General features: G+C 70.0%; 18 protein-coding genes and 1 pseudogene. 3 read left to right on the forward strand and 16 right to left on the reverse strand.

Annotated elements, in window-relative coordinates; all coding sequences use genetic code 11:
• Nucleotides 1-12: 12 nt before the first annotated feature.
• Nucleotides 13-534 carry a MarR family winged helix-turn-helix transcriptional regulator gene (locus O2L52_RS05410; protein WP_270114311.1) on the reverse strand — a complete coding sequence of 174 codons (522 nt, stop codon included), beginning with the start codon at nt 532-534 and terminating at the stop codon, nt 13-15.
• A 132-nt stretch (nt 535-666) separates the two neighbouring features.
• Between O2L52_RS05410 and O2L52_RS05415 the strand changes: the two genes are divergently transcribed.
• A complete protein-coding gene (locus O2L52_RS05415; protein ID WP_270114312.1) occupies nt 667-1,575 on the forward strand; it encodes an EamA family transporter in 909 nt (302 codons plus the stop codon).
• 55 nt (nt 1,576-1,630) lie between these two features.
• Here the strand turns inward: O2L52_RS05415 and O2L52_RS05420 are convergent, their stop codons facing one another.
• The 9 genes and pseudogenes from O2L52_RS05420 to O2L52_RS05455 form a co-directional block, all read right to left on the reverse strand.
• On the reverse strand, nt 1,631-2,434 hold the full coding sequence (locus O2L52_RS05420; protein WP_270114313.1) for an ABC transporter permease: 804 nt from the start codon (nt 2,432-2,434) through the stop codon (nt 1,631-1,633).
• A complete protein-coding gene (locus O2L52_RS05425) occupies nt 2,431-3,426 on the reverse strand; it encodes an ATP-binding cassette domain-containing protein (protein ID WP_270114314.1) in 996 nt (331 codons plus the stop codon). The genes O2L52_RS05420 and O2L52_RS05425 overlap by 4 nt, the downstream gene beginning before the upstream one ends.
• Nucleotides 3,427-3,619: 193 nt before the next feature.
• Complete coding sequence (hrpA, locus tag O2L52_RS05430; protein WP_270114315.1) at nt 3,620-7,513, reverse strand: ATP-dependent RNA helicase HrpA; 3,894 nt, start codon at nt 7,511-7,513, stop codon at nt 3,620-3,622.
• Between the two features lie 183 nt (nt 7,514-7,696).
• A complete protein-coding gene (locus O2L52_RS05435) occupies nt 7,697-8,203 on the reverse strand; it encodes a hypothetical protein (RefSeq protein ID WP_270114316.1) in 507 nt (168 codons plus the stop codon).
• 89 nt (nt 8,204-8,292) lie between these two features.
• Entirely contained in the window at nt 8,293-9,885 is a 1,593-nt protein-coding gene (locus O2L52_RS05440) for an ABC-F family ATP-binding cassette domain-containing protein (RefSeq protein ID WP_270114317.1), read from the reverse strand.
• Between the two features lie 284 nt (nt 9,886-10,169).
• Complete coding sequence (locus tag O2L52_RS25415) at nt 10,170-10,412, reverse strand: carbohydrate-binding protein (RefSeq protein ID WP_344472614.1); 243 nt, start codon at nt 10,410-10,412, stop codon at nt 10,170-10,172.
• A pseudogene (locus O2L52_RS05445) lies at nt 10,398-10,985 on the reverse strand (lytic polysaccharide monooxygenase auxiliary activity family 9 protein); the annotation flags it as partial. The gene O2L52_RS25415 and the pseudogene O2L52_RS05445, both read right to left, overlap by 15 nt.
• Before the next feature lie 210 nt (nt 10,986-11,195).
• Entirely contained in the window at nt 11,196-11,309 is a 114-nt protein-coding gene (locus tag O2L52_RS05450) for a methionine/alanine import family NSS transporter small subunit (RefSeq protein WP_270114319.1), read from the reverse strand.
• Complete coding sequence (locus tag O2L52_RS05455) at nt 11,306-12,859, reverse strand: sodium-dependent transporter (protein WP_270114320.1); 1,554 nt, start codon at nt 12,857-12,859, stop codon at nt 11,306-11,308. Before O2L52_RS05455 ends, O2L52_RS05450 begins: the two co-directional genes overlap by 4 nt.
• A 327-nt stretch (nt 12,860-13,186) precedes the next feature.
• On the opposite strand from O2L52_RS05455, the gene O2L52_RS05460 reads away from it, so the two are divergent.
• Together O2L52_RS05460 and O2L52_RS05465 are read left to right on the forward strand one after the other, a co-directional pair.
• Entirely contained in the window at nt 13,187-15,400 is a 2,214-nt protein-coding gene (locus O2L52_RS05460; protein ID WP_270114321.1) for a HelD family protein, read from the forward strand.
• An 82-nt stretch (nt 15,401-15,482) separates the two neighbouring features.
• Nucleotides 15,483-17,282 (forward strand): Stk1 family PASTA domain-containing Ser/Thr kinase, encoded by a 1,800-nt coding sequence (locus tag O2L52_RS05465; RefSeq protein WP_270114322.1) that lies wholly within the window; start codon nt 15,483-15,485, stop codon nt 17,280-17,282.
• Nucleotides 17,283-17,333: 51 nt separating this feature from the next.
• Here the strand turns inward: O2L52_RS05465 and pyrE are convergent, their stop codons facing one another.
• The 6 genes from pyrE to O2L52_RS05495 all read right to left on the reverse strand — a co-directional run bounded on the left by pyrE (nt 17,334) and on the right by O2L52_RS05495 (nt 23,097).
• On the reverse strand, nt 17,334-17,873 hold the full coding sequence (gene pyrE, locus O2L52_RS05470; RefSeq protein WP_270114323.1) for an orotate phosphoribosyltransferase: 540 nt from the start codon (nt 17,871-17,873) through the stop codon (nt 17,334-17,336).
• 26 nt (nt 17,874-17,899) lie between these two features.
• Complete coding sequence (locus O2L52_RS05475) at nt 17,900-18,778, reverse strand: phytanoyl-CoA dioxygenase family protein (RefSeq protein WP_270114324.1); 879 nt, start codon at nt 18,776-18,778, stop codon at nt 17,900-17,902.
• Nucleotides 18,779-18,999: 221 nt separating this feature from the next.
• Nucleotides 19,000-20,697 (reverse strand): protein kinase domain-containing protein, encoded by a 1,698-nt coding sequence (locus O2L52_RS05480; RefSeq protein ID WP_270114325.1) that lies wholly within the window; start codon nt 20,695-20,697, stop codon nt 19,000-19,002.
• Between the two features lie 158 nt (nt 20,698-20,855).
• Nucleotides 20,856-21,293: a hypothetical protein gene (locus tag O2L52_RS05485; protein WP_270114326.1), complete on the reverse strand. Its 438-nt coding sequence runs from the start codon at nt 21,291-21,293 to the stop codon at nt 20,856-20,858.
• Between the two features lie 121 nt (nt 21,294-21,414).
• Nucleotides 21,415-21,882: a ribose-5-phosphate isomerase gene (locus O2L52_RS05490; RefSeq protein ID WP_270114327.1), complete on the reverse strand. Its 468-nt coding sequence runs from the start codon at nt 21,880-21,882 to the stop codon at nt 21,415-21,417.
• Between the two features lie 9 nt (nt 21,883-21,891).
• A complete protein-coding gene (locus tag O2L52_RS05495) occupies nt 21,892-23,097 on the reverse strand; it encodes a DUF1015 family protein (protein WP_270114328.1) in 1,206 nt (401 codons plus the stop codon).

Raw genomic sequence — 23,097 nt, forward strand, 5'->3', positions numbered from 1 at the left:
TCCGAAGGCCGCCTAGTCGCCGAAGGGCTGGTCCTCGAAGCCGAGGTGCAGCTTGCGCAGCAGTGCGCCGAGCTGCGTCCGCTCCTCGTCGGTGAGCACGGCGAGCGTCTCGAGCTGCAGGTCGACGCCGGTACGCACGGCCTCTTCGATGACCTCGCCACCGCGTTCGGTCATGCGGACCTTGAGGCCGCGCCGGTCGGCCGGATCGGGGAGGCGCTCGATGAACCCGGCGGCCTCGAGCTTGTCGAGGCGCCCGGTGAGCCCGCCCGAGCTGAGCATCAGGGTCGCGCCGATCTCCTTGGGCGACAGCGTGAACGGCTCCCCCGATCGGCGGATCGAGGCGAGCACGTCGAACTCGTTGCGCCCCAGGCCCTGCCGGGACCGGAGCTCGTGGAGGCGGGAGCCGAGCTTCTGCGAGATGCGGTGGATGCGCCCGTAGAGGGCCATGGATTCGAGTTCGAGATCGGGCAGCTCACGGTGCCACTGGGCGACGATCCGGTCTACGGCGTCCTGCTCCACGGCGTCTTCGGTCATGGGGGTCATTCTGGCCCACCTGCCTTCCGGTCGCTGAAGTACCTCAGGATGATCTAACTCAACCATAAGTATCTTGACATCAAGTAGCTTGTGAGTAAGCTACTTCTTATCAAGTTACCCTCAGGAGCCATCATGAACCGCAGCACCAAGGACCTCCTCCTCACGGCCCTCGCCCCCGTCATGTGGGGCACCACCTACGTGGTGACCACCGAGTTCCTCCCGGCCGACCGGCCGTTCCTCACCGCCATGCTGCGGGCCCTCCCCGCGGGGCTCCTCCTCATCGTCCTGTCACGAAGGCTCCCCAGAGGCTCATGGTGGTGGCGGTCCGCCGTGATCGGCACGCTGAACATCGCCGCGTTCTTCGCCCTGCTCTTCATCGCGACCTACCGGCTCCCCGGCGGCGTCGCGGCGGTGGCGGCGGCCGTCGGCCCGCTGGCCACGGCCGGGGCGACGCTCCTGATCCTCCACCAGAAGGTCCGCCTGCGCACCTGGCTGCTGGGCCTCACCGGCGTGGCGGGCGTGGCGATGGTGGTGCTCTCAGCGGAAGCGGAGCTCGACACCCTCGGCGCCGCGGCCGGCATCGGCGGCGCGGTCTCGATGGCGGTCGCGGTGGTCCTGACCAAGCGCTGGGGCATCCCGAAGGAGGCCGGCCCCGCCGCCCTCGCGGGCTGGCAGCTGACCGCGGGCGGCCTGCTGCTCATCCCCCTGGCGTTCGCGGTCGAAGGCGCCGTCCCGGTCCTCACCGGCACGAACCTCCTCGGCTACCTCTACCTCGGGCTCGTGAACACCGCGCTCGGCTACTGGCTCTGGTTCCGCGGCATCGGCCGGCTCTCGGTGGTGCCCTTGAGCTTCCTGGGCCTGCTCTCCCCGCTCACCGCCGCCACGGTCGGATGGATCGCCCTGGGCGAGACCTTCACGCCCCTGCAGACCGCCGGCTTCGCAGTGGCCCTGGCGGCGACAGTGGCCGCCCAGCTGCACGCCCGGCCGAAGCCCCCCGCCGTCGCCGTCGCACCGGCGCCGAAGACCCTCGTCCACTCCTGAGCCGACGCGGGCCGGCCGATCCAGCGGGGATCGGCCGGCCCGTTCGTCGTCCCGGTCAGACCATCTTGCGCTTGTAGGCGCGCATCGCCAGGGGCGCGGTGACGGCGAAGATCGCCACGGCCCAGACGAAGGTCCACATCAGCGGCTCCGTGATGGGGCCGAACGAGAGGAGGCCACGCATGGCGTCCGCGAGGTGGGTCACCGGGTTGACCTTCGCCCAGGCCTGCATGAAGCCGGGCATCGTGTTGATGTCGACGAAGGCACTGGAAGTGAAGGTCAGCGGCATGATGATCACGAAGGCGTAGATCTGGACCTTCTCCTCCGAGTCCGCGACCACGCCCATCAGCACCGAGATCCACGAGATCGCCAGCGCGAAGACCACGAGGACCAGGGTCGCGAGGAACGCGCCCGCGACTGAGCGGAGCTCGAATCCCATGAGCAGGCCCAGGCCGAGCATGACCACGATGGACCAGACCTGCTTGAACATGTCTGCGAAGATCTTCCCCGCCAGGGGCGCGGAGCGGGCGATGGGCAGGGAGCGGAAGCGGTCGTACACGCCCTTGCGGAGGTCGGCGTTGATGCCGGTGCCGGTGTACATGGTGAGGAAGATGGCGTTCTGGGCGATGAGGCCGCCGAGGACGTACTGGAGGTAGTCCGAAGTGGATCCGGCCATCTGGCCGCCGAAGACGTAGACGAACAGCAGCAGGAACATGATCGGGCTGAGGCTGAGGTCGACGAGTTCGAACGGGTTGTGCTTGATGCGGACCATCTGCCGCCAGGCCATGGAGAGGGTCTGGCTGACGGTGGCGCCGAGCCCGGGGCGGTGGACGACCGGGGCTTCGATTGTGGCGGCGGTCATTTCGCGGGCTCCTGGTCGGTCTGGGCGGCGCTTTCGGCTTCGGGGTCTTCGGTCTCGGTGCGGCGTCCGGTGAGGGTCAGGAAGACCTCGTCGAGGCTGGAGAGTCCGAGGTGGAACTCGGTGAGCGCGATGCCGCGGTCGCGGAGGTCGGCGGCGAGGGCCGGCATGATGCCGTCGTCGTTGACGCCGACGGTGATCGCTCCGGCTTCGACCGCGGGTTCGAGCTCGGGGTAGCGCGCGGCGACGAGTTCGCGCACGGTGTCGAGCTGGGCGTGGTCTTCCGGCTGGATGCGGAGGCTCTGGCCGCCGATCTTGGCCTTGAGCTGGGTCGGCGTGCCGGTGGCGATGACCTTGCCGTGGTCGATGACGGCGATCTCGTGGGCGAGCTGGTCGGCCTCTTCGAGGTACTGCGTGGTGAGCAGGACGGTGGTGCCGTCGGCGACGAGGCCGCGCACGAGTCCCCAGAGCTCGCCGCGGGCCCGGGGGTCGAGCCCGGTGGTGGGCTCGTCGAGGAAGAGGATGCGGGGGCGGCCGACGAGGCTGGCGGCCAGGTCGAGGCGGCGGCGCATGCCGCCGGAGTAGGCCTTGGCGGGCTTCTCGGCGGCGTCGGAGAGGTTGAACTGGGCGAGCAGTTCGCGGGCGCGGGCCTTGGCGTCCCGGGTGGGCATGCCGAGGAGGCGGCCGATGAACCGCAGGTTCTCCTCGCCGGTGAGCAGTTCGTCGACGCCGGCGAACTGGCCGGTGAGGCCGATGAACGTGCGCACTTTGGCGCCGTCCTTGACGATGTCGTAGCCGCCGACGCGGGCGGTCCCGGCCGTGGGCTGGGAGAGGGTGGCGAGCATGCGGACCATGGTGGTCTTGCCCGCGCCGTTGGGTCCGAGGACGCCGAGCACGGTCCCGGCCCGGGCCGTGAGGTCGACGTGGTCGAGGGCGACGAGGTCGCCGAAGTGCTTGGTCAGGCCCTCGGTTTCGATGGCGTTGTCTTGCGACACTTCGTCCTCCTTTGGAGTGGTGTCGTGGAAGGGTTCGAGTTCTGGTTTCCGGGCAGCGTGCACCCGAGATCATGATGTCATATTGATGCGTGCTTGACATCACCTTTGCGGTGGCGTTTCGCCGTACCGTGCGCGGCGCACACCGGAACTCGATCATGCACCCGGGGTGTGACATCCGGGGTGCGATTAGGGCTTAGAGCGTCTGGAGGAGCTTCCGGATGCGCTTCTCGCTCACCTGGTAGCGGGTGCCGAGCTGCTGCGCGAAGAAGCTCACGCGCAGCTCTTCGAGCATCCAGCGGACCTCGCGGCCCTCGCCGGAGCGGAGCGCGGCGGGCCGGGTGCGCGCGAGCGAGTCCCGTTCGGCCTCCAGGGACTGGATCACGTTCATCTTGCCCTGGTCCCCCGCGACGTCGGCGACCGCGCGCTTGGCGCGGAAGCTGATCGCCTTCACGTACCGCAGCAGGTCGTCCAGGCGCCACCAGCCGGTCGAGCCCACGAAGCCGTCCGCGCCGACGAGCGATTCGAGCTGGCGGCGCATGTCGCTCAACGCGGGCAGCACGCGGAGGTCGAACTTGCCCTCAAGGAGGCGGGACGCCTCGCGCGCCTCGGTCAGCACCGCGGCGGCCTTGCGGGCCACTGCGGGCGACTCGCCCGCGACCTCCGGCCGCGCGCGCTTGAGCAGCGCCTCGAAGCCCTCGCGGTCCCAGGCGGGGCCGCCGCCTTCGATGAGGACCTTGTCGAGCACCGTGCGCACGCAGTCGGCCAGCAGCGCGTCCACGTTCGCGTAAGGGCCGGTGGCCAGTGCGAGCTGCTCGTTGCGGGTCAGGGCTTCCTTCAGGCGCGGGTCCGGCGTGTTCAGGCGCAGGAGCCGGCGCGTGCCCGCCCACATGTTCGCGGCCTGGGAGGCGGGGTCGGGGAAGGCCTTGACGCCGACCGAGCCGCCCTCGTCCACCAGCGCCGGGTACGCCTTCGCGGTGTAGCCCTTGCGCGGGGTCTCGTGGATCTTCGGCAGCGCCTCGAGGTCCCAGGTCTTGAGGCCCGTGCGTTCGAGCTCGAACGCCTCGGACGCGGCCTCCTGGGTCTTGGGGGCGAGCTGGCGCTGCAGGGCGCCGAGCTCCTTGCCCTCGGCGAGGACCTTGCCCTCCTCGTCCTTGACCTGGAAGGTGACGAGGAGGTGCCCGGGGACCTTCGCGAGGTCGAAGGCGTCCTCGGGCACGTGCACCTGGGTCATCGACTTCAAGGTGTCGGCGAGCGCGGCCATCATCGGCCGGCCGGGCGCCGGGGCCATGCGCGCGACGGCGGCCTTCGCGAAGTCGGGTGCCGGGACGAAGCTGCGGCGCAGGGACTTCGGGAGGCTCTTGATGAGCGCTTCGGCGAACTCGGCGCGCAGGCCCGGGACCTGCCAGGTGAAGGCGTCCTGGTCGAGCTGCTGGAGGGCCGGGAGCGGGACGGCCACGGTGACGCCGTCACGGGCGGAACCGGGCTCGAACTCGTAGTCGAGCTCGAGGTCGGCGCCCTCGGAGGTCCAGACCTCGGGGTAGGCGTCGGCGGCGACGCGCTCGCCGCGGTCGCCCAGGAGGAGCTGCTCGTCGAAGTCGAGGAGGGTCTTGTCCTTCTCCTTCTTCCACCAGGAGTCGAAGTGGCGGCCGGAGACGATGTCCGCAGGGAGCCGCTCGTCGTAGAAGTCGAAGAGGGTCTGCTCGTCGGCGAGGAGGCCGCGCTGGCGCACCCGGTTCTCGAGGTCTTCGACCTCGCTGATCTTGGCGAGGTTGCGGGCGAGGAACTGGTGGTGGGTGTCCCACTCGGCCTGGACGAGCGCGTGGCGGATGAACAGCTCGCGGCTGGTCTCGACGTCGATGCGGCCGAAGTTGACCTTGCGGCGGGCGACGATCGGGACGCCGTAGAGGGTCACGCGCTCGAACGCGAGGACCGCCCCGGCCTTCTTCGACCAGTGCGGTTCGGAGTAGGTGCGTTTGCTGAGGTGCTCGGCGAGCGGCTCGACCCACTCGGGTTCGATCTTCGCGCAGACGCGGCCCCAGAGGCGGCTGGTCTCCACGAGCTCGCCGGCGACGACCCAGCGCGGCTGCTTCTTGGCGAGGCCGGAGCCGGGGAAGATCGCGAACTTGGCGTTGCGGCCGCCGAGGTACTCGCGGGTGTCGGCCTCTTTGACGCCGATGTGGGAGAGGAGCCCGGCGAGGAGCGCGGTGTGGACCCGCTTCGGGTCGGGGGTGGTGCCGGGGGCCTCGATCTCGATCTTGAGGCTCTTGAGGACGCCGAGGATCTGGCGCACCAGGTCCTGCCACTCGCGGATGCGCAGGTAGTGCAGGTACTCCTGCTTGCACATGCGCCGGAACGAGCTGGAGGAGCGGGTCTTGCGCTCGTCCTCGAGGTACCGCCACAGGTTGAGGTAGGCGGAGAAGTCGGAGTCGGGGTCGTTGAAGCGCGCGTGCGACTGGTCGGCCTGGGCGCGCTTGTCCGCCGGGCGCTCCTTCGGGTCCTGGATGGACATCGCGGCGGTGATGACCGCGACGGCGTGGACGCAGCCCTCCTCGCGGGCTTGGAGGATCATCCGGGCCAGGCGCGGGTCGATCGGCAGGCGCGCGATGTCGCGCCCGGCCTTCGTGAGGCGCCGCTCCCCCGCCCGCACGTCCTCGAGCGCGCCGAGCTCCACCAGGAGGTCCATGCCGTCCTTGATGTTCCGCGAATCGGGGGCGTCGACGAACGGGAACGTCTCGACCCGGCCGAGCTTCGCGGCGGTCATCTGCAGGATGACGCTGGCGAGGTTGGTCCGCAGGATCTCCGCGTCCGTGAACTCGGGTCGGGCGTTGAAGTCGTCCTCGGAGTAGAGGCGGATGCAGACGCCCTCGGCGACGCGGCCGCAGCGGCCCGCGCGCTGGTTGGCGCTGGCCTGGCTGATCGCCTCGATGGGGAGGCGCTGCACCTTGGTGCGGGCCGAGTAGCGGGAGATGCGGGCGTACCCGGCGTCGACCACGTACCGGATGCCGGGCACCGTCAGGGAGGTCTCGGCGACGTTGGTGGAGAGGATGATCCGCCGGCCGGTGTGGGAGGAGAAGACCCGGTGCTGCTCCTGCGCGGAGAGGCGCGCATAGAGCGGGACGACCTCGGTGTGGCGGAGCTTGGCCTTCTCGAGCGCGTCCGCGGTGTCGCGGATCTCCTGCTCGCCGGAGAGGAAAACGAGGACGTCGCCGTCGCCGACGCGGCCGAGCTCGTTCACGGCGTCGAGGATGCCGTCGATCTGGTCGCGCTGCTCCTCGCCGTCCTCGTCGCGCAGCGGCCGGTAGCGGACCTCGACGGGGTAGGTGCGGCCGGAGACCTCGAGGATCGGGGCCGGGCCCTGCTCCCCTGCGAAGTGGTTGGAGAACCGCTCGGGGTCGATGGTCGCGGAGGTGACGATGACCTTGAGGTCGGGGCGCTTGGGGAGGATCTGGCGCAGGCATCCGAGGATGAAATCGATGTTGAGGCTGCGCTCGTGCGCCTCGTCGATGATGATCGTGTCGTAGGCGCTCAGGAGCCGGTCGTGCTGGATCTCGGTGAGCAGGATGCCGTCCGTCATCAGCTTCACGTAGCTCTTGTCCGACACCTGGTCGGTGAAGCGGACCTTCCAGCCCACGGCCTCGCCGAGCGGCGACCCGACCTCGTCGGCGATGCGCTCGGCCACCGCGCGGGCGGCGATCCGCCGCGGCTGCGTGTGCCCGATCATGCCGCGCACGCCGCGACCGAGTTCGAGGCAGATCTTCGGGATCTGCGTGGTCTTGCCCGAGCCGGTCTCGCCGGCGATGATCACGACCTGGTTGTCGCGGATCGCCTCGAGGATGTCGTCCTTGCGCTGCGACACCGGCAGCTCTTCGGGGTAGACGATCTTCGGGACGCCGGCGGCGCGGGCCGCCAGCGCGGCCTCTTTCCGCTCGACGTCGGCCTCGAGCCTCGCGAAGGCCTCGGTGCGGGCCGGGCCCTCGAGTTCGCGGGCCTCGCGCAGGCGGCGGCGCAGCGCACGCTGATCGGCCGTGCGCAGGGCGAAGACGCGCTCGCGCAGGCTGGTTCGGGATTCAGGGAGGCTACTGGGCATGACGATGGTCAAGGATACGTGGGCGCCCGGTCCGGTCGCCACGCATTAACCGCCGCAGTGGCCTGCATTGGGTGGGTCCAGGCGGGAGCGTCCTCGCAAATCGGACACCCGAAGCCCCCCGATGCCATCATCCCCGCCCGGTCCGACACCCGCTCGGCACGCGAGCGATGCTCGCGGTGCCGCTCAGCCGTCTTCGAGGTCGCCGCACAGCACGCGGTCGGCGTCCAGGCCCTCGGAGTCGGTGAGCGCCTGCGGGGCGTGGACGACGACGCTCTCGGCGCGGTCGTCGAGCATGAGCGGGGCGGAGACGGTCGTGTCGCCCACGCCCGTGTCCGAGGTCGTGAAGGTCAGCTCGATGATGTTCCCGGCGGCGTCCTCGCCGTTCGGGTCGGACATCCAGTGGCCGCCGCCGGGCGGGTCCTCGTCGCATTCGCCGTCGTGGACGTGCGCCGTGTACTCCACGCTCGGGCCGAGGCCGGTCACCGTGAGCTCCACGGAGGTCCCGTCGGAGGACGAGACCTTCGCGGTGCCGGTCCCCCGCGGGTACACCGCGTTCCACGTCGCGGTCGGCTCCAGGGTGGCGGTCCAGGAACCGCCGAGGTCGGGACTGTCCTCGGCGTCGCTGCCGCAGCCCGCGAGGGCTCCGGCGAGGACGACCGCCGCGGCGGTCAGGGCTCGGGTGGACGGCATCGGCGCTCCTTCATCAGTGCCCCCGAAGTCAGCGGGCGCACCCAGTATCGGTCCGCCGGTGCCGTCCGTCCGGGATTCCACGCCGGTCGCTACGCCGCGACCGGGACGTCGACCGCGATCCCCTCCCCGCGCGTCAGCGCCACCCGGCGCGTCAGGCCCAGCCCCTCGAGGAACGCCTCGTCGTGGCTCACGACCACCAGCGCCCCCTGGAACGCCGTCAGCGCCTGCTGGAGCTGCCTGATCGAGCTCATGTCGAGGTTGTTCGTCGGCTCGTCGAGCAGGAGCAGCTGCGGCGCGGGCTGCGAGGACAGCACGGTCGCGAGGGCCGCCCGCAGGCGCTGGCCGCCCGAGAGGGTCGCCACCGGCTGGAACACCGATTCGCGGCGCATCCCGAAGCGGGCCAGGCGGGTCCGCAGGATCTTCTCCTCGGCTTCGGGGGCTTTGGCGCGCACGTTGTCGAGCACGCTCGCCTCGTCGTCGAGCAGTTCGAGCCGCTGGGTGAGGAAGCCGTGCGGGACGCGGGCGGCGTCGGCGATCGCGCGCAGCAGCGTGGTCTTGCCCGCGCCGTTGTCACCGGTGACCGCGACGCGCTCGGGACCGCGGAGGTGCAGTCCGAGGCCCTCCTCCCCGTACAGGTCGCTCACCTTGAGCCCCTTGATGATCGCGATGTCGCGGCGCGAGGAGACGCTGGTCTCGGGCAGGTCGACGCTGATCCCGCCGTCGTCGCGCAGGCCCTCCTCGGCCTCGTCGAGGCGGTCGCGGGCCTCGGCCACGTCGTCGAGTTTCGCGTTGAGCAGCTTCGCCGAGGAGACCTCGCCGGCGTTCTTCTTGGCGTTGAGCAGTATTTTCGGCGTGCCGCCGCGCGCCTGCTCGCGGCGCCAGGACGAGGCGCCCCGGTCGTTCTGGGTGCGGGCGGCGATGAGCTCCCTCTTCTGGCGGGTGAGGTCCTGCTTGGCGTCGCGCACGGCGCGCGCGGCGGCCTCCTGCTCGGCCTCGATGACCTGCTCGTAGGCGCTGTAGTTGCCCTCGAAGACGCGGATATGTCCTTTGTAGAGGTCGGCGACGGCGTCCACGTGCTCCAGCAGCGCCCGGTCGTGGCTCACGACCACAAGGGTGCCGTTGAAGCGGCGGATCGCCTGGTACAGGCGCTTTCTCGCCGAACCGTCGAGGTTGTTCGACGGTTCGTCGAGGAGCAGCACGTCGGGTCGGCGCACGAGGCGTCCGGCCAGGCCCACGAGCATCGACTCGCCGCCGGACAGGGTGGCGACGGTGCGGTCGAAGCCCACGTGGTCGAGGCCGAGTTCGTCGAGGGCCACGCGGGAGCGGTCCAGGAAGTCCCAGTCCTCGCCGATCACGTTGAAGTTGGCCTCGTCCGCGTCACCGGCCTCGATGGCGGCCAGCGCGCGGCGCTTCCCGGCGATGCCGAGCAGGTCGGACACGGTGTCGCCCAAGCGGAGCGGCAGCTCCTGCGGCAGGTACTCGATGAGCCCGGAGGCGGTGATCGAGCCCGATTCGGGCTTGAGCAGTCCTGCCACGAGCTTGAGCAGGGTCGACTTGCCGGTGCCGTTGTCGCCGATGAGCGCGGTGCGGCCGTCGGAGAAGACGACGTCGAGCCCGTCGAAGACCTTTTCGCCTTCGGGCCATAGGAATCGGAGCTGTTGGACGTTGATATAGGTGGTCATGAGACCTCTCTCAGGTCGATGCTGAACGGAATCGAGATGAGAGACATCGCGCCGAATGGGCGTAAAGGAAATCCCCGGAAATGGGCACCCTCTTGATCGAAGACACACCGGTCACGTGCACAGAGACGTGATGGCGCGATGTCTACGACCTAGAGCTTCAAGTGAGTGCCTAACGTCGGGAACAAGGACGTCGTCAAGGTTAGGCCAGGTTCGGCCGGGTCGTCAAGGGAGATGAGTGCCACGGGCCCCTGGTGACGGGGAGGCCCGTGGCCGGGAAGGCAGGTCTAGCAGGCGGCGGCCGGTCTCCAGACCCCCCATTCGCCGGTGGTGCCGGGCTCCTCGCCGGAGGTCCACCAGCCGGCGCGGTAGATGGTCCCCTTGTGGGTGACGGTGTCGCCCGCGGTGTAGACGGCCGCGTCGTTCCAGGCGCCGCAGTCGGTGCCGCCGGTGGGCTGCTCGGTCGGGGTGGAGGTGGTCGGGCTGGCGGTCGGGGTCTCCGTGCCGCCACCGCCGAAGTCGACGTCGATGCAGGAGTAGAAGGCGTTGACGGTGTCGGCGATGTTCCAGACGCCGAGGACCAGGTGCTGGCCGCTGCGGGCGGGCAGCGTCACGGTGTGGTGCATCGTGTGGTCGGGTCTGGCCCCGCCCATCTGGAAGGAGGCGAAGGGCTTGAGGTCGAGCATGCCGCGGGTGAGCGGCTTCGCGGGGTCGTAGCGGTCGTTGGTGAGGTAGTAGTCGAAGGTCGCCGTGGCGTGCGCGGCGGTCATCGTCCAGGTGAACGTCCGGGTGCCGGCGCTCACGGCGGTGGTGGGCCAGTCGCCGCCGCGGGGGTCGTCGAGTTCGGCGAACTCGGCGTGGCCGCCGGAGCAGATCGCGCCGTCGGCGGGGCCGGCGGCGGGGAAGCCCTTGGGGCCTTCGACGCTCTGGGGTTCGTAGGAGATGGCGCCGCAGTTCGACACCGCGCCGCTGGCGCAGAGCGCCGAGCGGCTGGGCGGGTTGGAGGTGTAGCCGTGGCCCCAGGCCAGGGCGGCCATGGAGACCGAGACCGCGAGGGTCGCGGCTCCGGCGAGGGACAGGATGATTTTGCGCTTCGTGCGCATCTTCGTCTCCTATCGACGATGGGTCAGCAGGGTCCTTCGGGGAATCGATGGTGATCGATAGATCGAATTAAAAAGGAACCTAACAGTTAAGTTTGCTTCACACAAGGGGCAAGCGCGCGCCAATCGCCGCAACCCGTATGGGCGTGCCGCTTTCGCACACAACGACAACGGCCGCACCCGAACCGGGTGCGGCCGTTGTCGATCCGAGGATCAGTCGTCTTCGGGCTCGTCCGGATGGGTCATCAGCGTGACGGCCGAGACGAGGAGTCCTCCGCCGATGATGACGATCGCGATGATCATCATGGTCAAGGCACTGGCGCTCATCGGGTCGCCCCCATTTCCGCTTCGGCTTCTTCTTCGGTCTCGAGCTCGGGCAGCTCCCTGCGCCGCAGGATCAGCGCCATGATGACGCCGAAGGCCAGCGCCCCGCCGGCCAGGGACCAGCCGAACGCCTGGTACGTGCGGTAGCCGTACAGGGAGCTCTCAGCGTCGGCGGACAGCAGGTCGCGGATGTTGAGGAACAGGATGATGGCCAGCATGATCGGCGTGATCACGCCGAGGCACACGAACCAGATCGGGCCGACCTTGAAGGTGGAGGTGGCGTTCGCGTTGTCGCGCAGCTCCTTCCACTTCCACAGCACCCAGACGACCACCACGATGGAGACCAGCGCGGCGACGACGATGCCGTACTGGTTGATGAAGTAGTCGGAGACGTCGAGCAGCATCAGGCCGTTCGCGGCGGGCATCAGCGCGAGCGAGACGAGGGCCATGCCGCCGCCGAAGATCATCGTCGCCTTCTTGCGGCCCCAGCCGAAGCGGTCCTCCATGGCCGCGACGGGCACCTGCACGATGCTGACCATCGAGGTCCAGCCGGCCACCACGAGCGAGCCGAAGAACAGCACGCCGAACAGGTCCGCGCCGTACGGCAGGGTGTTGATGATGGTCGGGAACGCCACGAAGGCCAGGCCGACGCCCGTGCTCACCTGCTCGTCGATCGGGGTCCCGGACTGCAGGGCCATGAAGCCCAGGGCCGCGAAGACGCCGATGCCGGCGAGGATCTCGAACGAGGAGTTCGCGAAGCCGACCGTCAGCGCCGAAGTCGTGATGTCCGACTTCTTCTTCAGGTAGGACGCGTAGGTGATCATGATGCCGAAGCCGATCGACAGCGAGAAGAAGATCTGGCCGTAGGCGTTGAGCCAGACCTTCGGTTCTTCGACCAGGGCGTTCCAGTCGGGGGTGAAGAAGGCGTTGAGGCCGTCGACGGCGCCGTCGAGCGTCAGGGCCTGGACGACCAGGACGCCGAACATGACCAGGAGCAGCGGGATGAAGACCTTGCTGGTGGTCTCGATGCCCTTCTTGACGCCCGCTCCGATCACCCAGAGGGTGAAGGCCCAGACCACGACCATCGCGATGAGGAGGCCGAGCTGGTAGCCGCCGAACTCGTAGAGGTCGGGCGTCATCTGCAGGAAGTCGGTGAAGAGGTAGGCCTCGGGCTCGCTGCCCCACTGCTGGCCGATCGAGAAGAACGCGTACCAGCCGGCCCATGCGATGATCGCCGCGTAGTAGACGGCGATGACGATCGAGATGGCCACCTGCCACCAGCCGATCACTTCGGCGTTCTTGTTCAAGCGCCGGAAGGCCACCGGAGCCGAGCCGCGGTGCTTGCGGCCGATGGTGAACTCCATGATGAGCAGCGGGATGCCCGCCGTCAGCAGAGCCACCAGATAGGGCACCATGAACGCCCCGCCGCCGTTCTCATAGGCGACGCCGGGGAATCGCCAGATGTTGCCGAGTCCGACCGCCGAACCGATGGCGGCCAGGATGAACCCGACTCGGGTCCCCCAGTTCTCTCTGATCACTTTCTCTTTGGCCATCTGCGGCTCTCTCCAGTCACGCTGTTCTCCGGGCACATTTCGGGCCAACCCTAATGGGACGTGTAGAGCAGGTCAAATGTTTGTTATACGTACGTTACCAATGTTCACATAGTGGAACTGCGGTTGTGAGGACAAGTGGCCCGCCGCCCGAGCGGGTGGTCACGTTCGCGCCCGGAACGAGACGACTCCCCCTCACGAGCGCTAAGCTTTTTCAGTTGCGCACTTCGCAGCCTCGGCGATGCTGGCGGGACCGGATTTCCCGCAGCGCCCAGGAGTATTCGCGCACCTTCGTCTTGAATCCCATCCGCTCCGCATCCGAGGAGAGCCGTGTCCGCTGCCATCACTCCGGCCGTCAAGTTCGAGCAGCAACGCCTCGACGAGCTGTACGCCCGCCTCGACCGGCTCCGCGAGGAGGCCGCCGAGCGGCTCGGCGAGTCGCGGCGCAAGCACGTGGAGAACGACCAGGAGCGCTCGCAGCGCGACGCCGAGACCCACCTGTACCGTCAGCGGATCGCCCAGCTCGACGCCGTCGAGGAGGGCCTGTGCTTCGGGCGGCTCGACTACCTCGCCTCTGACGTGCCGATGTATCTGGGCCGCATCGGGATCCACGCCGAGGGCGGCGAGCAGCTGCTCGTCGACTGGCGCTCCGAGGCCGGCCGCCGGTTCTACCTCGCGACCGCCGCGTCCCCGGCCGGGGTGCGCCGCAGGCGCCACCTCCACACCAAGGGCCGGCGCCTGCGCGCGGTGAACGACGAGGTCCTGGACCTGGACGCCGCGGGCGAGTCGAGTTCCACGATCGGCTCCGAGGGCGCGCTCATGGCCGCGCTCGACGCGGCCCGCACCGGCGCGATGCAGGACATCGTCGCCACGATCCAGGCCGAGCAGGACCGGATCATCCGCGCGCCCCTCGAAGGCGTCATGATCGTCGACGGCGCGCCGGGCACCGGCAAGACCGCCGTCGCACTCCACCGCGCCGCCTACCTGCTGTACGAGCACCGCGAGCGGCTCAAGCGCCAGGGCGTGCTCATCATCGGCCCCGGCAAGCAGTTCCTGCGCTACATCTCCGAGGTCCTGCCGGGCCTGGCCGAGTCGGACGTGCTGCTGCGCACGCCCGCGCAGTTGTTCCCCGGCGTCGTCGCCGACCGCCCCGAGACCGAGGCCGTCGCCGCGGTCAAAGGCCGGGCCGTGATGGCCGGCGTCATCGCCAGCGCGGTCGCCGACCGCCAGGTGGTGCCGCGCGAGCCCGTGCCGGTCGACTTCGAGGGCCACGAGCTGTACCTGCGGCCCGAGAAGATCACGGCCGCGCGGGACGCGGCGCGCGAGACGGGCCTGCCGCACAACGAGGCCCGCGAGACCTTCCACAAGCGGGTGATCGCGGATCTGGCGACGCAGTACGCGGACATCATCGGCGAGGACCCGCTCGGCGGGGAGAACCTGCTGGGCCTGGCGGACCGGGCGCAGTTCGCGGTCGAGATCGCCTCCGACCCGGTGATCCGGGGCCAGATCGAGGTGCTGTGGCCGCAGCTCTCGGCGCGGGAGCTGCTGGAGGACCTGTTCGCGTCCCGGGAGCTCATCGCCTCGGCGGCGGCGGTCCTGAAGAAGGAGGACCGGGCGCTGCTCCTGCGCAAGCCCGGCGGCTGGAGCGAGGCCGACGTGGCGCTGCTCGACGAGGCCGCTGAGCACCTGGGCGAGATCGAGGCGCCGAAGCGCGCCGGCGAGCTGACGGCCGAGCAGATCGCGTACGCGCAGGACGTGCTGACGATCGCGGCCGGTTCGGCCTCGTTCGACTTCGAGGACGAGGAGTCGGAGATCCTGCAGGCCACCGACGTGATCGACGAGTTCTGGCTCGGCGAGCGGCAGGTGGACGACGTGTTCGTCTCCGTGGCGGAGCGGGCGGCGGCGGACCGGCGCTGGATCTTCGGGCACGTGATCGTCGACGAGGCCCAGGAACTGTCCCCTATGGAGTGGCGGGCGCTGCTGCGGCGCTGCGTGACGCGCTCGTTCACCATCGCCGGGGACCTCGCGCAGGCCGCGGGGCCGACGGCCCCGAAGAGCTGGGGCGAGGTGTTCGGCAGCTCCGGGCTCGCATGGCGCGCCGAGCAGCTCACGGTCTCCTACCGGACCCCGGCCGAGATCATGGAGGTCGCGGCCCGGGTGCTCGACGCGATCGACGTCGAGGCCGCCCGGCCGCGCTCGGTGCGCGAATCGGGCCACCGGCCGTGGCTGGAGATCGCCCAAGAGGACCTCGACGCGCGCGTCGAGGCATTGGTCGCGGCCGAGAAGTCCGCCGTCGGCGAAGGCAGCGTCGCGATCGTGACGACCGCCGAGCGGGCCGCGGGGCTCGCCGGGATCGCGGAGGCGTCCGTGCTCACAGTGAAGCAGGCCAAGGGGCTCGAGTTCGACAGCGTGATCGTCGTCGACCCCGACGCGATCGCGGCCTCGGGCCTGCGGAACCTCTACGTGGCCCTCACCCGGGCGACGAAGCGGCTCGGCGTCGTCGCGCCCGACAAGCCTGTGTTCCCCGGCGCAGAGGTCCTGTAGAAGTCGTATCGAGCTCCTACACTGTTCACCAGGTGGAGGGACACGGCGCCCGCTTGCCGGCAGTGAACGAGTGAGGTGCGGGTTGACAACGACGACAGGGGACTTGACCGGTGCGCGGGTCGACGGGCGCTACCGGTTGGAGCGGCTCATCGCGCGCGGCGGGATGGCCGACGTCTACGAGGCGCGGGACGAGCGCCTCGAACGCACCGTGGCGGTGAAGATCATCACGAACGCGGCTGTGGCCGGGTTCGACGTGAAGGCCTTCGCCAACGAGGCCAAGACCATCGCGCGGCTCTCCCACCCGAACGTGGTGGCCGTGTTCGACCAGGGCGTCCACGAGGGCCTGCCGTACGTCGTCATGGAGTACGTGCCCGGCACGACCTTGCGCGACCTGCTCAACCGGCGGCGGCGCCTGCGCATCGACGAGGCCGTGGAACTGTGCGTCCAGGTCCTCGACGGGCTCCAGGCCGCGCACGACGCCGGGCTCGTGCACCGCGACATCAAGCCCGAGAACATCCTGCTCAAGAACGGCGGCCGGGGCGACCGCGTCAAAGTGGTGGACTTCGGCCTGGCCGAAGCGGTCCACGGCGACCGCGACACCGGCGGGCCGCTCGTCGCCACCGCCGCGTACGTCGCGCCCGAACTGGTCAACGGCAAGCCCGCGACGACTGCGAGCGACGTCTACTCGACCGCGATCCTCCTGTACGAGCTGCTCACCGGCGAGGTGCCGTTCGACGGCCCCGACTCGGGCGCGGTGGCGCGCAGGCACGTCGACGAGGACGTGCCGACCCCGCAGCTGAAGGCCCCTGACGTGTCGGACGGCCTCGCCGAGCTGGTGACCACCGCCGCAGCGCGGCGGCCCGGCGCGCGCCCGGTCGACGCCGGGGCGTTCCTGCGCCGCCTCCAGGCGGTCGACGTCCGGCCCGCGAAGGGCAGCACCGGAAAGGTCCCCCGGCCCACCCGGGTCGTGCAGACCACCATGGTCGTCGACCCGCCGGGCACCAAGCGCTCATGGAAGGCCCTGCTGACGCTCGGCCTCATCGCACTGCTGCTCGTGGGCGTCGCCGCGGCCGGATGGTGGATCGGCATCGGCCGGTACACCGCGACCCCGTCGCTGCTCGACCAGAGCCGCGAGTCCGTGGCCGCGTACGCCGAGGAGGAGGGCTTCGAGGTCGACCTCGTCGACGGCTACAGCGAGAGCGTCCCCGTCGGCGGCATCATCTCGCAGGAGCCGGGCGTGGGCGACCGCATCCGCCGCGGCGCCACCATCACCGTCGTCGTCTCCCAAGGGCCCGAGCGGTACCAGGTGCCCAACCTCGCCGGGATGACCGAGGACGAAGCGCGCGGCGAGCTCGCGGCGTTCTCCGCCGAGATCGAGGTCGAGCACGAGTACAGCGTCGACGCCAAGGCCGGCGAGGTCACCCGCACCGACCCGACCGCAGGCGAGGAGGTCAAGGCCGGCACCCCGGTGACGCTCTACGTCTCCGACGGCTACCCGCCGAACGAGGTGCCTGACGTGGTGGGCCTGACCGAGGCCGACGCCCGGGCCGCGATCGAGACCGAAGGACTCCCGGTCGGCGAGGTCACCCGCCGCACCAGCGACACCATCGCCGAGGGCCTGGTCATCGAGCAGGACCCCAGCCCGGCCTCGCCGGTCGGGCCCGAGAACCCCGTGAACCTCGTGATCAGCTCCGGCCCCGAGATGATCGAGGTCCCCGATGTCGTGGGCATGGACCTCGGCGAGGCGACCGACGAGCTGGAAGGCCTCGGGTTCACCGTCAAGACCGCCCAGATCTGGTTCAGCGGCACGGTCTTCGACCAGTCGATCGACGGCGGCACCGACGCCGAGAAGGGCGCCGAGATCTGGCTCTGGGCCAACTGAGCACGGCGAAAAGGGGGCGGACGCCGTAGCGTCCGCCCCCTTTTCCTTGTCTCAGTTCGCTCCAGCGGTCTTCAACTCGGTCATCGTGAACAGCGGCTGGATCTCCACGCCCACATCGGTCAGGTTCTTCAACCCGCCCGACTCGCGGTCGATGACGCACAGGCCCCGCTCGACGATCCCGCCCCGGTTCCGCAGCTCCGCCACGGCGTCGAGCACGGCGCCGCCCGAAGTGATGACGTCCTCGACGATGAACAGCCGCCGGCCCTCGACCTCGCCGCCCTCGGCCAGACGGCACGTGCCGTAGGTCTTGGCGGCCTTGCGGACGAACAGGGCCGGCAGGCCCGTCACCTGCGACAGGGCGGTCACGATCGGGATGCCCCCGAGCTCCAGGCCCGCCAGTGCGTCCACGCCGTGCGCGGGCACCAGGGGCGCCAGCGCCTCGGCGATGCGCCGCAGCAGGACCGGGTCGGACTCGAACAGGTACTTGTCGAAGTACTCGTGCGCGACCACACCCGACCGGAGGGTGAACTCCCCGGTCAGGTGCGAGCGGTTGAAGATGTCGCGCGCGAGCTCGGCGTCACTGGTGCTCATGCGGTCAGCCTGCCACGTGCGGGCCCTTACGGGCGCAGCGGCGGGTAGTCCGGGTCGAGGAGGTCACGCTCGGCCAGCCAGTTGTACAGCGGAGTCTCCTTCGGCCAGTGGCCCCAGCCGTGGTCGCCGGTGGCCATGTGGCCGCCGAGCATCTGCTGCTGGACCGGGTCGAGGTCGTTCCACCACGGTTCATTCGGCAGGTGGTCGACGAGGTCGCGGGCGCGGATCCAGCGCGGCGTGAACCCGAAGAACGCGACCTTGCGGGTCAGGTCCGAGTAGTTGTCGCTGCGGGCGTGCCAGATGCGGCGGTCGAAGAACATGACGTCGCCGGCGTTGCCGGTGACCTCGATGGCGCCTTCGGGGTCGGGCCATTCGACGTCGCGGCGCGGCGGGCCGTCGATCGTGTTCCACAGGTGCGAGCCCGGGATGATCTTGGTGTTGCCGCGCCCCTCCTCGTTCAGGTCGCTGAAGAAGTACGCGAGCTTGACCGACAGGCGCGGGCGGGGGTCGGTCTCGGTCTCGCGGTTCTGGCGGCCGCCGTCCTGGTGCCATTCGAAGCGGAACGGGCGCTGGCCGGAGATCGGCGGGTGCTTGTCCACGTGCGAGTGGTACACGTGGAAGTTCCAGCCCAGGATCGACCACACGTAGTGGAAGGTCTTCGGGTGGTTCAGGAGGAACGCGAGCTCCGGGCAGGAGGTCACGGCGTCGAGGCGGTGCATCGCGCCCTCGGGGCTGAGCCGCCCCGCTTCCCGCTCGAGCTCGTATACGCGGTCCAAAGCGTCGGAGCAACGCTGGATCTCGTCGGCGTCGAGCGCGCCGCGGATCATCAGATAGCCGTCGCGATCGAAGGCTTCACGCTGCTCAGGGGTGAGAGCTGCGGCACCGACCGATGTCAATGCGGTCATCTCAATGCCTTTCCGGTTTCCAGGGGGATCTGTCGTCTAGCTAGACGCGCGTTCCGCCCTACTCGGTTGCACCGCGGGAGTCGGAAAATCAGGCAAGATTCCCGCGGCGTTGATTACCGGAAAGCGTAGTTCCCATCACTTCAGGAGCGCTGGAGAAAGTCTCGAAGTTTCGTGGGAAACCGCGAAAACAGGCGTGGAATCCGAAAATCGGGACCGTTCCGTCACTCTCCGAATAGGTCGGTGATCCAGTCGAACCATCCGAAGTCGAGCGAGATCCAGTTCCAGCTGAGCTGGTCGAGGTAGCTCATGCCGACCATGAACAGGAAGATCCCGGTCGCCAGGTGCGCCAGGCGCGCCGATTTGCGCTTGGCGTGCAGCCAGCGCCCCCACAGGATGCCGCCCGCGATGCGGATCAGGAAGAACACGCCCACGGCCACGGCCAGCACGAACAGGTAGCTGAAGACCTGGCTGCGCAGCGTGTCCATGCCCTGCTGGATCGCCCAGATCAGCCACATGATGAGCGAGAAGAGACCGCCGATCACCGAGAGCTCGAAGCCCTTCGAGAGCGAACCGGGCGGGCCGAGCAGCGGCGGCCGGTCGGCCTTGTCGAGCTCGCGCTCGCTCGGCTCCTCGGGGTCGGTGGAGAGCTTCAGGCGCGGCAGCGGGCCCCGGCCCGGGGGCGGCCCGGCGGAGCGGCCGGGCGAGTAGCCGTCCGGGTGCTCGTTCTGGCCGGGGACGCGCACGCGCCCGGCGACCGGCTTGTCCTTGGCCGGGCTCGGGCTCTGGAGGCCGGCTTCCATGACGCGGGTGCCGTCGGCCATCACGCGAGTGCCGTCGCCCATCACACGGGTGCTGTCCGCGGCGGGCGCGACCTGGGTGGCCGCGGCGGCCGGCGCGGACGGGCGGTCGAGGCGGCGGGTCGCGGCGGAGTCCATCGGCGAGCCGCCCACGGGCATCGAGTGCGGGCCGGCGGTGTGCTGGGTGTGCCAGTCGACGCCGAGGTCGGGGAGGTTCGCGCGGAAGACGACGTCGCACAGCTCGGAGATCCAGCGCGGCAGCTCCTCGGTGCGCGGCCGGTTCTCCGGGTTGTCGTCGAGCGGCGCGGTCAGCAGCTCGCGCAGGCGCGGGTTCGACTCCAGGACCGGGTGCTTGCGCAGCCGCGCCCACGGGACCGACTGCTCCTGGCCGGGCGAGTCCGTGCGGGCGCTCGCGCCGGTGACCAGGTAGAACGCGATCGAACCGAACCCGTGCACGTCGTAGGCGGGGCCCACGGTCCCCTGGTGCGCTTCGGGCCCGGCGGTCTCGCGGGTGTACGCGATCGTGGTCAGGTGCGCCGGGGTGTAGTAGCGCGCGCCGGTGAAGTCGATGACCTTCGCCGAGCCGTCCGGGCCGATGATCACGTTCGCGGGCTTGAGATCCATGTGCAGCACCGGGTGGGCGCCCACAGGCGGGTGGTGCATCGCCTGCATGACCTCGGCGACGGACTTGAGGGTGCGGGCCGCGTCCACGCGGCCGAGCCGCCACTGCAGTAGCTGGCGCAGGTCGTGGCCGGGCAGGTACTCGAGCACCTGGAACGGCACCGGCTCCCCCTGCGGGGGCTGGCCGGGCGGGTGCGGCAGGCGGCCGTAGAAGGCGTCGATGCGGCGGCAGATGGCGCCCACGCCCCGGCCGTGGAGGTCCATGAGGACCGCGTCGCCCTTGTCCCAGGAGCGGAACTGGTGCTCGCGGGTGTCGTGCGGGTTCAGGCGCAGGACCTTGACGCTCAGCGGCGCTGAGGCGACCCCGGCGGACACGCGAACGGCCTGGTACACGTCGGCCTGCCCGCCCGAGCCGAGCAGGCCGGTCAGCCGGTAGCTCTGCTCAGACCCCGGCAGGGGGTCGGCCGGGCCGCAGACGAGGTCGACGGTGGCGTTCGACATGAGTGGTCCTTCGTGCAGGGAGTTCCGAGGCCGCCCTCGGCGACGCTTGCGGGCCGTAAACCCGTATAGCGTAACGCCCGGAATCCACCTTCCACGGCCCCCGGAGGCGCCGCTGTTCGCATCATCTCAGCTGACAACCCGGCGCGGGGGTCGGGAGCTCAGCGGCCCCCGCCCCACGGGCTCCCGGCCTGCGGGGAGGAAGTCGGCGTGATGCCGCCCGCGGAGGGCTGGCCGTAGGAGCTCGACGGCGGCGCCGGGGCCTGGCTCGCCTGCATCGGCTCGAACACCCCGCCGGGCTGCTGCTGCGGCTGGGACGGGACGGCGTTCGGGGCCTGGACGCGGTCGAACGTCCCGGCCGACTGGGCGGCGGGGGCCTGGCCGCCGACGCGGGAGAGCGACCACAGCGCGGGCGAGAGCGCGAGGGTGAGCACGCCGAAGCCGACGGCCCACAGCTCGACCGGCGCGGAGTCCTCCGCGAGCCCGGTCAGATCGAAGTCGGCGATGTACCACAGGAGCGAGGAGGTGAGGAACAGCAAGGTGCCGACCAGACCCACGGTCTGGAAGATCTGGAGGAGAACGCGAAAACCCTTGGACATGTGTCGACGCTACCAACAAGCGTCCAATTACTCCAGATCCGAAGTGTCGAATTCGCCTGGTTTCCGGCGACGGGAAAGGGCCCAGGCAGCAGCCCGGGCCCCTCCTGTGGTTCGTTGCCGCCTAAGGGAGTTCGGGCAGCTCGTGAGTGGCCTCCCACTCGGTCAGCATGTCGATGCGGCGCTGGTGGCGCTCGGCCCCGGAGAAGGACTCGTCCACGAACGCGTCGGCGAAGCTGGTGGCCTCGTCGAGCGAGTGCATGCGGCCGCCGATGGCGACCACGTTCGCGTCGTTGTGCTGGCGTCCGAGCTTCGCGGTCTCCACGCTCCAGGCCAGGGCCGCGCGGCAGCCCGGGACCTTGTTCGCGGCGATCTGCTCGCCGTTGCCGGAGCCGCCGACCACGATGCCGAGGCTGCCCGGGTCCGCGACCACCTGCGAGGCGGTGTTGAGGCAGAACGGCGGGTAGTCGTCCTCGGCGTCGTACTGGTGCGGGCCGACGTCGACGACCTCGAAGCCGCGGCCGCTCAGGTGCTTCACCAGGTGGTCTTTGAGTTCGAGGCCGGCGTGGTCGGATCCGAGATAAATGCGCACGATGGGACTCTAGCCTTTCGGGAGCTCGACGATGGCGAGACCGGCACGGGCCTTGGGCACGAACCAGGTCGACTTGCGCGGCATCTTCAGCCGCTGGAGGTTCACGTCGATGAAGTCGGGGACCGTCACCGGCGCGATGAGGATCGCCAAGTCGGCCTTGCCCGCGTCCACCTGCTCGGCGAGCCACGACGCCGGGTAGTCGCCGCCCACGTACGTGATGCGCTTGTCCCCCGCGTCCCAGCCGAGCAGGCCCGTGAACACCTCGTTCTCGACCTGCGTGTGGTCGAGCCGGTCCACGACCGAGCCCTCAGCCGCCGGGAACGCGATCTCCCAGGTGCGGCCCTGGCCGTAGACGACCACGGTGCCGCCTTCGGACGGGGTCTCGGGCGGGCCGTCGGTCTCGATGACCGAGGCGCCGATCTGCCCGATCTGCTCAACCAGCTGCGCGGCCGAGCCGGGCAGGCCCTTGACGAGGCGGTGGTAGGGGCGGATGACGACCGACTGCGGGGTGGTGATCACCGCGAGGAACCGGTCGAGCCCGCCCACCTGGGCGGCCAGCGACCGGTGGTTGCCGTCGGCCACGATGAGGTCGCCGGCTCCGGCCAGCGCGGTCAGGGCTTCGCCGTCCTCGCCGCCGATCGCCCAGATCTCGTGCGCGCGACCGGCCTCGTCCACGTCCTTCGCGACGGGCTCGCCCGCCGCGGCGACGGCGGCCTCGATCGCGGCGTGCAGCTCCTCGCCGCGGCTCGACTGGAGCAGCAGGACGGGGCTGAGCAGGTGGCGCAGGCGCTGGTTGAGCTCGTTGCGCTGCTTGACCTTCTCGATGAAGACGTCCTCGTTGCGGATGACCTTGCCGGGCTCCTCGGCGGAGGAGGAGATCTCGGCGGTGTCGACGAGGCAGAACACGCCGTACGCGGTGGGCTCTTCGCCGCCGGAGATCCGGTAGGCGACCGCCACGTCGCCGAACGCGGCGAAACGCCCGGCCTCTTTGAGGGCCGCGAGGCGCTCGGCCGCGGCGGGCAGGGCCTGCTCGAACGTGAGTCCGGCGGCCACCGCCTCGGGCGTGTGGGCGGGCATCTCGACGCCCAGCATGGAGGTCGGGTTCGACTCGATGATCCGCGTGATCTCGGTTTCGTCGGGGAACTCGTCGTAGTTCTTCGCACCAGTGTTCCCAGTGGAGAGCCAGGCCTGGTCGATCGGGTGTGCAGCAGTCAC

The sequence above is a fragment of the Glycomyces algeriensis genome, from assembly GCF_027622855.1.
GTDB lineage: Bacteria > Actinomycetota > Actinomycetes > Mycobacteriales > Micromonosporaceae > Glycomyces > Glycomyces algeriensis.